At 69.0% G+C, this 14,181-nt stretch carries 10 protein-coding genes and 3 pseudogenes; 4 read left to right on the forward strand and 9 right to left on the reverse strand.

The window, feature by feature from the left end; genetic code table 11:
- Positions 1-188: 188 nt before the first annotated feature.
- Positions 189-1,481: an ABC transporter substrate-binding protein gene (locus OG395_RS04575; RefSeq protein ID WP_327241712.1), complete on the reverse strand. Its 1,293-nt coding sequence runs from the start codon at positions 1,479-1,481 to the stop codon at positions 189-191.
- A gap of 512 nt (positions 1,482-1,993) precedes the next feature.
- Between OG395_RS04575 and OG395_RS04580 the strand changes: the two genes are divergently transcribed.
- Positions 1,994-4,363, forward strand: coding sequence for an Ig domain-containing protein (locus OG395_RS04580; protein ID WP_327241713.1), 2,370 nt, complete (start codon positions 1,994-1,996; stop codon positions 4,361-4,363).
- Positions 4,364-4,469: 106 nt separating this feature from the next.
- On the opposite strand, the pseudogene OG395_RS04585 reads toward OG395_RS04580, so the two are convergent.
- The 3 pseudogenes from OG395_RS04585 to OG395_RS04595 form a co-directional block, all read right to left on the reverse strand.
- Positions 4,470-4,646: pseudogene (locus tag OG395_RS04585) on the reverse strand (putative Ig domain-containing protein); the annotation flags it as partial.
- A gap of 287 nt (positions 4,647-4,933) precedes the next feature.
- Positions 4,934-5,087: pseudogene (locus tag OG395_RS58070) on the reverse strand (ISAzo13 family transposase); the annotation flags it as partial.
- A 33-nt stretch (positions 5,088-5,120) separates the two neighbouring features.
- A pseudogene (locus tag OG395_RS04595) lies at positions 5,121-5,378 on the reverse strand (ISKra4 family transposase); the annotation flags it as partial.
- Between the two features lie 92 nt (positions 5,379-5,470).
- On the opposite strand from OG395_RS04595, the gene OG395_RS04600 reads away from it, so the two are divergent.
- The 3 genes from OG395_RS04600 (at position 5,471) to OG395_RS04610 (ending at position 7,821) form a co-directional block, all read left to right on the forward strand.
- Positions 5,471-5,779, forward strand: a complete 309-nt coding sequence (locus tag OG395_RS04600; protein WP_327241714.1) for an outer membrane protein assembly factor BamB family protein — start codon at positions 5,471-5,473, stop codon at positions 5,777-5,779.
- Positions 5,780-5,805: 26 nt separating this feature from the next.
- Positions 5,806-6,222, forward strand: a complete 417-nt coding sequence (locus OG395_RS04605) for an outer membrane protein assembly factor BamB family protein (RefSeq protein WP_327241715.1) — start codon at positions 5,806-5,808, stop codon at positions 6,220-6,222.
- Positions 6,223-6,378: 156 nt separating this feature from the next.
- Positions 6,379-7,821 (forward strand): hypothetical protein, encoded by a 1,443-nt coding sequence (locus tag OG395_RS04610; protein WP_327241716.1) that lies wholly within the window; start codon positions 6,379-6,381, stop codon positions 7,819-7,821.
- 399 nt (positions 7,822-8,220) lie between these two features.
- On the opposite strand, the gene OG395_RS04615 is transcribed toward OG395_RS04610, so the two are convergent.
- From OG395_RS04615 to OG395_RS04635, 5 genes are all read right to left on the reverse strand, one after another.
- Positions 8,221-9,036 carry a hypothetical protein gene (locus tag OG395_RS04615; RefSeq protein ID WP_327241717.1) on the reverse strand — a complete coding sequence of 272 codons (816 nt, stop codon included), beginning with the start codon at positions 9,034-9,036 and terminating at the stop codon, positions 8,221-8,223.
- Positions 9,037-9,511: 475 nt separating this feature from the next.
- Positions 9,512-9,949, reverse strand: coding sequence for a DUF4259 domain-containing protein (locus OG395_RS04620; protein ID WP_327241718.1), 438 nt, complete (start codon positions 9,947-9,949; stop codon positions 9,512-9,514).
- A gap of 57 nt (positions 9,950-10,006) precedes the next feature.
- Positions 10,007-10,654, reverse strand: a complete 648-nt coding sequence (locus OG395_RS04625) for a transposase (RefSeq protein ID WP_327241719.1) — start codon at positions 10,652-10,654, stop codon at positions 10,007-10,009.
- Between the two features lie 198 nt (positions 10,655-10,852).
- Positions 10,853-11,215, reverse strand: a complete 363-nt coding sequence (locus OG395_RS04630) for a hypothetical protein (protein WP_327241720.1) — start codon at positions 11,213-11,215, stop codon at positions 10,853-10,855.
- Positions 11,216-11,563: 348 nt separating this feature from the next.
- Complete coding sequence (locus OG395_RS04635) at positions 11,564-14,158, reverse strand: hypothetical protein (protein ID WP_327241721.1); 2,595 nt, start codon at positions 14,156-14,158, stop codon at positions 11,564-11,566.
- Positions 14,159-14,181 lie beyond the last annotated feature (23 nt).

Raw genomic sequence — 14,181 nt, forward strand, 5'->3', positions numbered from 1 at the left:
GGCCAGGTAGGCCAGCAGTCCCGGGGCCGCGAAGACGGCGAAGCGGCTCAATCCGCCTTTCGAACGGGCCTGCCGGGGCGCCGGCGCGGGCCGCTTCACCTGCGTGTCCCGCTGTCGTACGCCTGCCGTCACCAGTTTCTCGGGTTCGGCAGGAGAAGCTTCCGGACGGTTGGGGGTACGCACTCGCATCACCGGGTGGCCTTGTCCCACTGCTCGTCCATGTAGGCGCCGAATTCCTTGGCCGTCATGCGTCCGCTGAGGAGCTTCTGCATGCCGGCGGCGGCCTTGTCGGCCATGCCCGGCGGCAGGGAGCCGTCACCGGTCTCCTGGGAGAAGGAGTTGACGATTCCTTCGCCCTTCTGGGCCTCCCGGTACGCCTTCACGGTGTCCTTGTAGACCGGACCCATATTGTCCGGCGCGGTGTAGCCCTTGATGTCGATGATGAGCCCGTCGGCCTTGACGCCGGCGTCCAGGTTCTTCTGGTCCTCCATGAACGCCTTCGCCCACTTCTTGGCCAGCGGCACGTCCGACGCCTTGGAGCTCACCGTCATCCCGCCGCCGAGGACGCCGGGAAGCGCCGGGGCTCCCTGGTCGGTCGGCCATGCGAATACCCCGGTGTCGAAGCTCGGCTTCTTCGCGTCGGCCGAGGCGGAGAACCAGCTGCCCATCGGGTACATGGCGCCCTTGCCGTCGCGGAAGGCCTGCTCGGTGTCGGCGTAGGAACGAGACAGCCCCGCCCGGTCCACGTAGCCCTTGCCGGCCAGGTCGGCAACCTTCTGAGCGGCGGTCACGAAGGCCTCGTCGGTGAACTTGACCTTGCCCTTGCCGCGTTGGGACAGCCAGTCCGGCGTCTTCTTGTAGACGTCGGTGGCCACCGTGCAGATCAGCGGGAACATGTCGGCCCAGGAGTCCTTGCCACCACCGCCGACCACGAAGGGGTTGATGCCCTTCTTCTTCAACTTGGCGCTTGCGTCGAGCAGTTCGGCGTACGTGCGCGGCGGGGTGGCGATGCCGGCGGCGGCGAAGTCCTTCTTGTTGTAGTAGACCAGTGTGGTCTGGGCGGCATAGGGCAGCTGGTAGACCTTGCCGCCGTAGGTGTTGGCGTGCGGGTTCTCGTACGTCGCGAGTTCCTTGTCCGTCCAGGGCGCGAGCTTGCCCGATTCGGCGAATCCGGCGGGGTTCAGCCCGATCATGACGTCCGGGAACTGCCCGGTGCTGTCCAACTGCTTCGCGTATCCGGTGCGGTCGGCGCTGGGCGAGACGAGCTTCTTTATCTTCACTCCGGGCACCTTCGCCGAGGCGCGGGCGATGGCGGCGTCCCAGTACTTCGCGTCGAGATTGGGCGTCTCGAAGGTGAGGAAGGTCAGGGTCACCTTGTCGCCCGACGACGCACTGCCGCCGCCGCTGCCTGCCGTGCACCCGGTGATGAGAAGAGCACTTGCCAGGGCTGCGCCCCTCAGAACCATCGAATAGCGAGTCATGTGGTTTCTGTCCCTGCCCGTCGTTGTCGGAGGCGGTGGTGTGTGGCTGCCCTGTCGTGCCACGACGAGGTGGGAGTCCGCTCCCGGCCGTCCGCCGAATCGTCCATATGGTTCAGACTCTTGGCCGAGTCCTCCCCCTCCCGAACGCGACCGCTCTTCCCGAGCGCTCCTCTGTCGAGAGCGCCCTAAGTATCGAAGCGGGTTTGCGACAGTGTCAAGGGATGAAACATAACCATCGATCAAAGAACGAGAAGATAGATACTAACTAAGTCTTGACTAGTCCCCGGCTCGACTGCACGCTAGATCGCGCCTGCGCTGAGCATCCACCCGTAAGGGACAAGGGATTCACCCTCCTGGCAAGGCACTGCGGAGGGCACCGATTCACCGCCCTCGCACCCCCGCCCCGCACCCAAGAGTACGAACTATGCGGGGAGGGGCGCCGTTCACCACCCCCTTCGCAGCGCGTTCAGCACGTACATGCTTCGCCGAAATTCACCTCACGAGGAGGAAACATGGACAGACGGCACTTCCTGGCCGTCAGCGGCCTGAGCTCGATCACCGCGATGGGACTCGCAGCCGCCCCCGCCCAGACGGTGTACGCCGCCACCGGCGAGGCGCCCCGCGCGGAGCGGATCACCGCGGGCTTCCTGTCGTTGGGCCTCAGCGGCTCCGGCCGGGTGACCAGCCTGGTGGACCTGCGCAGCGGTACCGACCACCTGGCGGCAGGCCGGTCGGTGCCGCTGGTCAGCGTGGTGGCCGACGGCCGGCAGGAGGTCCCTGCCAAGGTGAAGGTCTCGCCGCGGGACCGCCGCGTACTGGTGTTCACCGGTGAGAAGGTGACGGTCGAGGTAAAGGTCGTCAGCTACCCCACCCACGCCACGCTCGAGGTGGTCGGCCTGACAGCCGCTCCCGGTGTCGATGTGCAGACCCTGCTGTGGGGACCGCTGCCGACAACGCTCACCAAGACGATCGGCGAGACCGCCGGTGTGGTCGTCGGCGACGACTTCGTCGTGGGGGTCCGCCCGCTCAACGACAAGACCGTCGGCGGCTGGCCGAACGAGCATCTGGCTTACGGGTTCGGCCCTGACCTCGTCTGGAATCCGTACGGCCTGCAGACCGGCGAGAAGGACGAGTGGCTGGCGAGCAATGTCGCGGCGAAGACGACCTGGGGCAGCGTGCTGCGCGCCACCACCTACGACTACAGCCAGGTGCGGGTCCGGCAGCGAACCAACGGGTACGAGATCCCGCTCGGGCCGCTGCCCGCACCCGAGGGCCGGATCGCCGGGTCGAAGATCGCCCTGTTCGGCAGCGCACCGGATCTCGCCCTCACCGTGCTCAGCCACATCGCCACGCAGCACGGTCAGGCGTACCCGACCCTCGACGGCCAGTGGCAGAAGGCGGCGCAGCGCACCTCGCAGTCCCACTTCTGGGTGCACGACCTCAACACGGGCAATGTCACGGCCGCGAGCCGGTTCGCCGCGCAGGCCGGGGTCAGAAACATCTACGCCATCTCCGGTGACGGGCCCTGGACTTCGCACGGGCACTACCAGTTCAACAGCGCGTTCGGCGGTTCCGACGCCGCGGCGGCCCAGCTGGTGTCCGCGGCGAAGAAGGAGAACACCGAGGTCGGCGTGCACACCCTGTCCGACTTCATCGATGCGAACGACCCGTATGTGAAGGCCCCGGCGGATCCGCGCCTCGCCGTGGGCGGAAGCGTCGGGCTCACCCGTCCGCTCGGCGCCTCGGACACCACGCTGTACGCGGACGGCGACCGCCCGCTCGGCCCGGGCGTCGACGGGCAGCGGCTGCGGATCGGCGACGAGATCCTCACGTACGGCTCCGTCACGAAGGTGAGCGACGGTGAGTGGCAGGTCAACGGCTTGGCGCGGGCGCAGTGGGGATCGACGGCACTGGCCTGTCCGGCCGGCACCCGCGTCAGCCGGCTCATCCAGGACGGCTACGGCGGCGCGCTCGGCGGTCTGCCGATCATCGACGAGATAGCGACCCGGCTGGCCACGGCCTACAACGACACCGGCATCCGGGCCACGTCGTACGACGGCCTGGAGTCGGCGGGCTACAACGGCTGGGGCGGCTACGGTTTCGCGCACCTGGTCAACGGCGTCTACCGGCAGCTCAACTCCAAGGAATTCGTCACGGAGTGCAGCAACCTCGCGTCCAACACCTGGGACGCCCAGTCCCGGGCCAGTTGGGGCGAGATCGGCAGGACGGACTACGCGCAGCTGCTGCGCAGCAATACCTTCTACCGCGCCAACTATCTGCCCGGGATGATGGGGCAGCAGGGCTTCTCCGGCAACGACAGCCTGCAGAAGATCGAAGTCACCATGGCGCGCGCCGCGTCCCTGAACGCGGGCATCAACTTCGAGACCAGTGTGCAGACGCTGACCTCGGGGACGAACACGGCCGCGCTACTGGAAGCGGTCAGGGTGTGGGAGGCCGCGCGCGGGGCGGGTGCGTTCAGCGCCGATCAGAAGGCACGGTTGGGCGATCCGGACTCGTACTGGCACCTGAGCGAGGTGACAGCCGGTCAGGAGTGGTCGCTGCAGCAGACGGACTCCTCGGGGCAGCCGACCGGCGAGCCGCAGCCGGTCAAGGCCCCGACGCCGGGATTCACCACGCCGCAGCCGCCCGACGCCCGGGTCGGCACGCTGTACGCGTTCAAGGTCACGTCGAGCACGCCGCGGACGGTCCGGTACGAGATCGCCTCCGGCAGCCTGCCTTCCGGACTGACCCTCAACAAGGACACCGGCGGCATCACGGGCGTGCCCACCCGGAAGGGCACCAGCAAGTTCACGATCACCGCCCGCAACAGTGGCGGAGTCGAGGACGCACGGATCACCTACCGGGTGACGACGGCGCCGTGAACGAGCGCTCGGCGGTGCGTCGCTCCGATGACCCGCCGGGTAGCCGAAAGGTCGCCCTCCCGATGTCGGAGGGCGTCCTTTCACATGGCCGAGAGGGTCAACCCACCTACGTGGCCTGCATGTTCATCCGGTAGCTGGCCGAAGCGTCCGGGGCGCCGCCGCTGTTGCGGGCGGTGACGGTGAACGTGGCGGCGCCCTTCTTGGCAGGGATCCCGGTGACACCGCCGGTGTCCTTGTTGAGCGTCAGTCCGGCCGGCAGCACGCCGGACGTGATCTCGTACCGGACCGTCTGCGGCGTTGCGAGTGCCGATTAATCATCCGGCCTGTTCAGGCGGCATGTTGGCACTCGTGGAGGTGCCGCCGAGTCGGTTTCGTCGGCGGACTTCCAGATACCTGATCTGCGCCGGCACGTTGATCGGTTCGGGTAGTGGGCCAAGCGGCGCTTGCTTCAGTGTTCGATGCGGTCGGGCGGGCGATGGCGGCGGAGGGCGCGGTGTGTGTGTTCGGCGACCCGGGCCGGGGCAAGACCGCGGCCGTGCGGATGGCGCTCCGTGAAGTGCCCGTGGGCTGGAAGGAGACGTGGGGCGCGCTCGGCGGCCGGTCTGCGTCCGCCGCCGGGGCGGCGCACCCGCTCCAGCACCGAAGCACCGCCCGCGAGCTCGTCGCGGCCCCGCACGATGGTCGACTCCGAAACCTCCGCCAGCCGGGCCACCGCCGCAATCCCCCATGGGTGCAGATCCAATGAGGGTGCTGTCGATCAGGCGGTGGGTATGAGCCGGTCGCGGTAGCGTGCCTGGTGGTTGCGGATGAATTCCTGCTGCTCGTGCCAGGCCCAGTAGGCGTCGAAGTCGCCGTTGGCGCGGACGGCACGCAGCTTGAGCACGGCTTCCGCACCGGAGAGGCCCCAGCGGGCGCCGGTGATGTCCAGGCGGTCGCCGATCAAGTGCCGGCATGCTCCCTCGATGATCCCGGTGGCGATCGGCCAGCCGCGTTCCAGGGCGGTGTCGTAGTGCAGGTGCTCGGCCTTGCCGGTCAGGTAGTTCACGGCCTCGTCGATGCCCTTGCGCTGGGCGCCACGCAGTCCAGCGGTGCGGGCGGCTGCCTCGAGTGCGGTGGCAGTCTGCTGCACGCCGCCGCCCAGCAGCATGCGGGCGTGGCGGGCGACCCAGCTCTCGGCGGAGGCATCGCCGCTGTCGTGCAGGCACCAGGCCGCTCGCCATAGATTTGGGCCGCAAGGTCTGGTCCGTGGCCGACCGCGGGTTCTCCGCAGGGCGGGCCGCATGCGACGGTCAACGCGTCTACACTGCGGCCGACGACGGCTACGCGCGGGCCCACGACGCCGCCACCGGAAAGGAGTTGTGGTCGTACCAGTTGGCCTCGGGCGACGAGTTCTCGCTGGCGCTGCACAGCGGATAGGACGACGTAGTGGCCTCGGCGACGACGTGGCCATTGTCGCAAACGTCTCCCGCTCGTACGCACTCGATGCCGCCACCGGAGCGTTGCGGTGGACGTTTTCGGGGAGCGCTATGTACGCCCCTACCGTCGTTCTCCGGGACGCCACGGCCTTGTTCACCACCGAATACGGCTTCGTCAGCCGCGTTGAACTGGCCACGGGTCACACAATCTGGCAGACCTCCCTGGACGTCCGAGTGTTCAACGCGGGCGCGATCGTCCACGAGAACACCGCTTGGGTCCAATCCGTGGACGGCAAACTCATCGGCCTACGAATCGTTGACGGCACGCGGCGGGGGTGGCTGCAGCACACGCTCGCTTTCACCTTCAGCAGCCCCTCGATCATCAACAAAACTCTGGTGGTGGGTGATCAGGACGGCGTCGTGCACGGCATCGCATTGCCGTGAACGCGCCTGGCTCACCCCCCTGGAACCTGGGCGAAGTCACGACGTCGCCGACCGGGAAGTTCAACTGCGCTTGGCGTTCACATCGCCCGGCCGACACCGGTCTGCTGCACCCTCGTCAAGGCTTCATGCGTAAGAAAACCTGAAAGGAAATCAACGATGAACGAGACTCGCGTGTCACGGCTCGGTACCGCCTCGGTCGGGCTGGGGAGCGGCGCGGCAGCGGTCCTCCTTGCCGTATCGGCAGTCGGGCTGTTCACACCTCCGGCCGCGGCAACAGACGTGCGGAAGCCGGACACACCCACCGTCACCGTGATGCGCGGCAAGCCCGCACGGACCGTTCCCTTCGTCGCGGATCGGGCGGGGGAGGCTGTGGTATCGCTGAACTCCCGGGCGCCCGGGGTCCTCTGGGGGATCAAGGGCAGTGAGTCCGCGGTCGTATCGGCATACGTCGACGGGCGCTACGCGACCGACATCGTGATCCCCTCGGATCAGCCGATCACCCGCAGCTTCACCCTGGGCCACCTCAAGAAGGGGCCGCACAAGCTGCGGTTCCGCTTCGCCGACGACCGCTCTCCGCAGGGAGCGAGCAGCGCGCGGCTCGACGACGTCTCGGTCCGGATGTACGGGGAGGAGAGCGATGAAGCACTCGTGCTGAAGAACGCACCCGTACTCTATGGCCGGAACCTGCCGGATCTGGGTGATCGGTTCCAGAGCAGCACGACCGACACCCCGGTCTTCGCCTATCACGAGATCTCCCCGGCGCAGACCGCCGGCCACAAGGTGATCCAGTACACGGTGATCTGGAGCAACGAGGACGGCGGTACCAACTCGCCTGCGCTGATGGCACGCTGGGGCCGGACCACCGACATCGAGTGGGCCTACCGTGTCGAAGTCGACGCCCAGGGCAAGCCGGTCCCGGGCACGGGCGTCTACCAGGCACCCAACCACCAAACGCTGAAATTCGCCGGCTCGTACGAGAACAGCCGCCCGCTGCTGGAGACCTGCACCTCCAACAACAACCTGTGCGACAAGGTCGACGACCCCATGCGGTTCTCCCTCGCACCGATCGAGTCGCTGCCCGCAGGTCGGACGCGGGAGCACATGATGGACATGAATCCGTGGCTCTACCCCGTCATGGGGCAGGAGATGACCCGTGAGGGCCAGATCGAATCCCCCTCGAACCCGGATACTCCGGACCTTGGCGATCAGCGCACCTACCTGTACCTCGCGGTGTCCCACACGACCTCGCCGTCGAACCAGGCCGGTAACGTGGGCCTGTCCATCGGGGTGCGGCTGAAGGGGAGCGAGAAGCTGTACACGTCCAACCACGACGTCGCCTCGTGGTCCATCACGCGCAATGGCGCGGCCGCGACCACGATCGAGCTGCCTGTGGGGACGAAGCCGTCGGACGTCGCGGAGGTCGTCGGGCTGCGTACACCCGTCCAGGAGACCGGCGCGTCCGTGGCGGTCACACGCATCACACGGGCGTTCTTCCTCCAACAGGACTATCTGCCCGGCACCTCCTTCATCGACTGGACGGGCGAAAGGACGCTTACGCAGTCGGCTCCGGAGGCGACTGTGTGGACGGCGGACAACTGACCTGAAGGGCGGCGCGACGGGCATGCGCCGATCAGGGCGTGGCGTAGGCACACGCCGTGAGCCTGCTCGTACGCACGCACTCGGAACGGGTCGCGCAGCACGGCGGGAGCAGCGCGGCCTGCCGGTGGACGACGGGCCGCTCTGCCTCGCAGACCCTGCGCTTCGGAGCCCCAGGAGGCAGGCGCGGGCGGGGCGGCCCGCCCACGGTGCCGAGATGTTGACTCTACGAGCGATGACTGACGCCGATGTTGCGGCTGCATCAGCGATACGAGTGACTGGAAGGCCGCGTATGTCGGAACGGTCGGCCAGGGCGCGGCCCGCCTCAACGGCGGTGGTGCCCGGCCGCGGGGTCGCCAAGGCGGTGGTGGACGGTCGCTGGGTGGCCTTCTCCGAACGTCATCAGTACGCCCCGAACGACCAGAAGACGCCCACCTCGTCGTCGGTCACCGCGATCAGGCCCAGGTTCTCGAAGAAGTCGAGGCCGTTGAGGTATTCGGAGGTGAGGAAACCACGGGATTCCGTGCCCTGGAGGCCTGCTGCGAGGAAGTCCTGGGCCGGGTCAGAGGCGGCGGCCGTCGCGTTGGTCCAGTAGCGCGCGGTGGGCCCGTACCGATCGAGCAGGGTTCGGGCATCCGCCAGCACGGCGTCCCGGTCCGGGCGGGAGCGGACGGGGGCGGGCTCCGGCTGCCATTCCTCGGCCATGATGGCGAGCGCGGCGACCGCCGCCTCCGCCTCCAGGGGGTATAGGCGGTCGGGGAACTCTGATGCGTCCGGGGGGTCGAAGGGGTACGCGGGCACCGTCTGGCGAGCGGCGTTGGTGCGGTCCCAGTCCAGTCGGACCCAGCCCCGGGGGTCAGGGACCGACCGGTGCAGCACGGCGTGGGCGTCGTGCGCCCAGTCCTCGTGCCGCCGGGGGCCGGTAGCCACGAAGGTGTACGTGTCGTCGAGCAGCCGCAGCGCCGCCGCGTTCCAGGGACAGCGACGGCAGCGGAACTCTGCCAGCAGACCGCCGACTTGGCGGGCAAAGGTGTCCTGCGGCTCGCAGGGGATACGCCGGAGTTGGTCGAGGGCCCAGTGGGCGAGCTCGCCCCCTCCTTCCGCTGCAAGGCAGACCAGCCCCTGCGGGAGCGGGAGCGGGAGGTCCGTTCCGTCCCAGAGCGCCTCCAGGTGCGCATCGAACAGGTCCAGGGCGGTCCGGTCGGCAGGCAGTGACATTTCGCCACTCCAGAGGTTGTCCGTATGGGGTGGTAGTTATGCCCTGGGGGCCATGCCCAGCCCTTGTGCGAGTCCTTGGTCCGCTGCCCCACGCTGCGGTGCCGCGCTTTCCCCCGAGCCGCCTCTGCGCCGCAGTACGACCAAGCACACCCCGACCGCGGCCGCGAGCACAACCACCGTGGAAACAATGAAGATCATGGGTTCCCCGTTTGTCTGGCGGAACCGTCCTTTGGCCCCTTGCTGATCCGTTACTTTCAGTATCGGCGCGATAGCGGAGTTTGTGAATACCGTGATCATCGCGTCCAGGCCGTCTCTTTCGGACTGTTCCGGCCCGGGGTGATCGCCAAGACGCGCGCTGCGGCGAACGATCCGGAGGAGCGACGACACCGTGCCTCAGCCGGCCCGAGGCAAGCACGGTGCAGTCGAAACTCGGGTTTTGGCTCAGGTTCTGTGGCCCGCGATCGTGCGTCACCGGTTAGATCTCGAAGAGGGTTTCCTCTTGTGGCGGGATCGGAGGGTCGAGGACGTCGCGGAGGCGGGTGATGTCCTGGCGCCATTTCGGGCCGTTCACGGCTTCACCCCACAGCTCGGCGAGTCCAGACGGCTCGGCAACCACCTGGTCCAGGGCGTCGACGGCGAGCATTTGGAGGTCTGCGGGAAACTGCGGCATCGGTCCCGAGGGGCCGTAGTTCGAACACGTAGCTTCGCCGTCAGGATGCTGTGCGACGACCAGGGCTGCCGCGGCCACGGCTCGCTCGGCGTCGGGTGCTTCCAGTTGGTCTGCAGGGTTGGCGGCGCGTCTGAGCGCGCTGCGGATCATAGACTCGCGGTCGTCCACGGCTGCCTCATCCAGGTCGCCGGCAAAGTCGGCGGCTGTGTCGTTGTCGAAGGGGCCGACTCCCCAGGTGCCCATGGTGATCTCCTCCCAGATACTGATCTGAGGATCGTCGCATCGGCCGCCGACAGTGGGTCACGAGGCCAGCAGGACGCGTGTGCGCAGTAGATCAAAGCCGGCTCGGCGGAACATCTGGCGCTTCAGCATTTTGATCCGGTTGACATGTCCTTCGACGACGCCCGAGTTCCAGGGCAGGGTCAGGCCGGCGATGACGGCATCGCGATCACGATCGATGCCCGCGGCAAGTGTGTGGAGGCTGGGCAGGTCGTCCTGCCTGACGGCGTCGAGCCAGTCCGGCAGGCGCTCGCCTCGACGCTCGGTCAGCATGGTCGCGATCGACCGGACATGCCGGACCAGGGCATCCAGTTCGGGGCAGTGGGCTCGCACGGTCTTGAGATGGAGCTGTTCGGACTCGGTGAGGGTCTCTGGGCGACGGAGGATCCACCCGGCGACGGCGCGGGGCGAGGACGGCCGGGCCATCACGGACCGGGGTGAGATGCGCTTCTGCCGTAGGTAGGCGCGAACGCGCTGGTAGCTGCCCTTGTAGCCGAGCGGGACGATCTCCTCCCACAGCTTCCAGGCGTTGGTGAAGCCCTCGCTCCAGCGGCCGTCGAGGTAGGTCTTGTACTCGTCGAGGACGGAGGCCCAGTTCTGCCACTGGCCGGTGAAGAGTTCCTCTGGCGTGGCGGCGTCGGCAAAGCGTTGGACGGTTCGGCAGGTCATGCCGAGCTGCCGTGGGATCGCGCGGCGGCTGTGCCCTGCCTCGACCAGCGCGTGGACTGTGGCGTGTCGGGCCCGGTGCGGTAAGCAAACCGGTGCCCCGTCGGCCAGGACGAACCGGACGCCCCCTCCATAGTGGCGGGTTGGGAATCGGTCTCGGGCGCCTCGGAGACCAGGACGCGCAGACCTGACTGCGCAGGACTACCCGAACCACTGCCGGTAGACGGCCAGCTCCGCTTCGGCGTTGGGGTTGTCGAAGGCGTCCACGATCGCTACCGTTTGCCCCCCGCCTGCGGATGACGCGGGCAGGTTGTAGGCGCTCTGCAGGTCGGCCGGCCCGAAGCCGGACGGGGTCGCGGCAGCTGCCAACTGTGCCTTGGGGACCTTGACGTCATCCCGCTCGAAGGAGCGGCAACTCATCTGCGAGGCGCGCTTGGGCAACGCACAGACCCGGTGCGAGGGGTGATCGCGCCGAGCGGTGGGGCTGGGCGCGTGGGTGGCACTGGGGTTGGCCGCCTTGACTGTGCTCGCGGCGACCGCCTGGGCCGGCAGTTGCACGGCCAAGGCGGTGATGGCAGCTGCGCCCAGCGCGACGAGGCGGGCGAATCTGCCGCGTGGTCTTCCATGGGAATCCAAAGGTCTTTCCCTCCGACGTACGGTGACGCGTGAGTGTCGGCCATGTTCATGGCGAGGCCAGCGTGGCAGCGTGCCTGGCTGTTCGGGGGGTCTCGGTCCGTCCGGGTGCGGACAACTTCCCAATCCGGTCAGGCGGTTACGAATGAGCCACGGCCGCCGCCCGCGGCGTGGACGCTGCGCCGGCGGATCGGGGCACACGAACGCCTGGAGCAACGGCTTCCGCCGCCTACGGGTCCGGTGGGATATCCGCGACGACATCTTTCTGAGATCACGGGCTCAGGCCGAGAGACGGGGTGACCCCGGACGGGCGGCCGGTCCCGGGTTCGCCACCGCGGGGCACGGAGCACTCTGCTGGACGACTGCGGCCGGGGTGGCGGGGCCGGTGAGGTCCAGTGGGAGGGTCGCCGCGAGCCGTCCGCCGTGGTGCTCGGCGAGATCGGCCACCGTCTGCAGGGCGGCGAGATCGGAGGGCGCGAACCGGCCCGGCTGGGCCTGGGCCCGCTCCACGATTCCCTGCGCGTGTTCGGCCACTGCGCTGTAGGGCCCGGCCGCCGGCCCGGGACCGCCGGGCAGCTGTGAGGGCGGCAGCTGCTGCCATGCCTCGCGGAACTCCGCTACCCGGCGGTGCGTGGAAGCGCCGAGCTCCTTGCCCATGTCGGTGCCCGCCCATGCCTGAAATGCCCGGGCGACCTCGCGGGAGGCCTCCACAGCGTCGTCCCGCGTGGCGTACAGGAGCGGGGCGTTGGACCGCAGGGTGCTGCGCAGCTGTCGGATCTCGGCGAGATTCGAGTCCTCGGCGGCCACAGTGACGGCATCGGGCCGCTCACTGCGCGGACTGCTGTAGGCCAGGGCCGCGTCGGAGACCTTGAGCAGCGCTTCGGCCGCCGGCAGGGCTGGGCGCTTGACACCGCTGCGCAGCCGGTCGGCCCCGGCCTGCGCCCAGCGGGCGATGGTGTCGCAGGTGCGGGCGGAGACTGTCCGCCAGAACCCCTGGACGCGCACGTCGTCGGCCAGCCGCTCGAAGTAGGGGCCGGCCTTCTCCTTGATGACGTCCCACAGATGGGCAGCAGCGCCGCGGACGGTCTGCAGTTGCTGCCACTGCGGCGAGTCTTTGAGCGCCGGAGCATGACGATCGGCTTCCTGCAGGGCGGTGTTGACCGCGGCGGCTGCCTGTTGGGCGTCGGCCGCACTGGCGGGGGCGGAGGCAGCGGCCGCGGGCTGCGGACCCACACTGTCCGTAGCGACCTGTGGGCTGGGCACCGTGCGCCGCCACTGCTGTTCCAGGGTGCGCAGGTCGTTGTCGACGGCGGCGCGGAGGTCCTGGGCGGTGCCCAGGACGGGCGGGACGATGTCGGCCCATGCCTCCTTCACCCGCTCGAACGCCTCGGGCAGGCCCACCGGTTCGATGAGGTCGGCGGCCCACAGGTCCGCGGGATCGTAGGCGTTCCCCGGATCGGTGCGGCCCACTTCCGGGGAAGCAGCGGCCGGTGCGGGCGGGACCGCTGGCACCTGCGTCGGGTTCGGGACGCCAGCGGGTGTCTTCAACTTCCATGTCGGAGCGCCGTAGCCGTCGTACAGGACCCCGTCACGTGCGGTCCACCCCGCCCCGCCCGGGAGGTCGTTTCCGGTCCACAGCGGAAGCTCGCGCTGCGCCTCGGGCATCGCCGCCTCGGCATTCAACCGCGCCCGCTCCTCCAGCGGGGCTGGCGGCGCCGCCTGCGGGGCAGGGACGGGCGGCTGGCTGACCCGGGAGACCTCGGCGGCCGCCTGGATGGGGTCAACGGTGGGTGTGGCCATGGGGGCTTCCTCCATACGGTCGGGTGTCACGGACGGGAGCAGCGGCTCCGGAGCATTGGCCGGCAGGGGCGGTTCGGCGATCTCCGGGACGTCATCTCGCTGTTGGGTGATCTCTTCGGCGTGCGGCGGGGTGCGTGCAGGGCGTATCACGTCGACGGTGGCCAGCTCGGCTTCCTCGGTGGGGGTGCTCATGGGGGCCGCGTCCTCGTCCTGGGCGAAGAGGCCGAGGTGTGCGCCGGGGGTCAGCACCACAGGCAACGGGCTGCTGGCCGGTGCGGTGCCCGGGCCGAGCGTTTCAGAAGTGGCGGGTGGCACGGCCGCACTGGGCACCCGGACCGCGGGTTTGGGGGTGAACAGGCCGGGCTGGGCTTGCCTGGCAGCGGCGGCCACGCTTTCCGGCACGGGGCCGGCGTTCGGTGTCGCAGTGTCCGGCTCGGTGGGTGGCGGAGGTTCTGGGGCTGCCGGCGTCGTCACGGTTTCGGGCACGTACTCGTGGTACTCGCTGACGCGGGAATCGGCGACGTCGAGGTTGAACCGCACCGCTGGCCATCCCTTGCGGGCGTCTTCCCAGTTGGTGCGGGGCGCCTTGAAGGTTCGCTTGCGGGCGCGTGCGGCGTGTTCCGCGATGTTCTGCAGCACCTCGGTGCGGGCGCGTTCGCCGGAGCCGGGAAAGCCCTCCTTGTCCGGCCACTCCCGGCTGTGGACGGCAGCGATCTCGCCGGTCTCATGGACATCGACGTTTTGGACGTGCAGGGCGAGCAGGGTCTCGCGCACCGCCTTGGTGTGCTCGCGCTCCAGACGGGCGATGCTGCCGGTCTGCTCGGTGCGGACGACCGCGCGTCGCGGCCAGACGCCGACGCTGGTTTCACGGAACCCAGGCGCGTCCGCAGAGACGGCCGGTGCCGAGGGCTCGGGGGCCTGCTGCTGTACGGGGGCCTCGGGGACGGCGGGTACCGGGGCGATCGCGAGGGCTGCGGGTTCCCCGGGCTGCTGCTCGGAGGCGGTGAGTTCCGTCGGGCGGGCGTCGGCCTGCAGGGCCACCCCCTCAGTCGCAAACCGTCCCTCGTCCCCCATCGATTCCTCCCCTCGCGTGCGTA

Source organism: Streptomyces sp. NBC_01320 (assembly GCF_035974375.1).
Taxonomy (GTDB): Bacteria; Actinomycetota; Actinomycetes; order Streptomycetales; family Streptomycetaceae; genus Streptomyces; species Streptomyces yanii.

Excerpts from the sequence above, each read along its gene's own strand:
- OG395_RS04620 (WP_327241718.1), bottom strand. The coding sequence starts at position 9,949 with ATGGGCACCTGGGGAGTCGGCCCCTTCGACAACGACACAGCCGCCGAC.
- OG395_RS04625 (WP_327241719.1), bottom strand. The coding sequence starts at position 10,654 with ATGACCTGCCGAACCGTCCAACGCTTTGCCGACGCCGCCACGCCAGAG.
- OG395_RS04635 (WP_327241721.1), bottom strand. The coding sequence starts at position 14,158 with ATGGGGGACGAGGGACGGTTTGCGACTGAGGGGGTGGCCCTGCAGGCC.
- OG395_RS04580 (WP_327241713.1), top strand. The coding sequence starts at position 1,994 with ATGGACAGACGGCACTTCCTGGCCGTCAGCGGCCTGAGCTCGATCACC.
- OG395_RS04610 (WP_327241716.1), top strand. The coding sequence starts at position 6,379 with ATGAACGAGACTCGCGTGTCACGGCTCGGTACCGCCTCGGTCGGGCTG.
- OG395_RS04615 (WP_327241717.1), bottom strand. The coding sequence starts at position 9,036 with ATGTCACTGCCTGCCGACCGGACCGCCCTGGACCTGTTCGATGCGCAC.
- OG395_RS04575 (WP_327241712.1), bottom strand. The coding sequence starts at position 1,481 with ATGACTCGCTATTCGATGGTTCTGAGGGGCGCAGCCCTGGCAAGTGCT.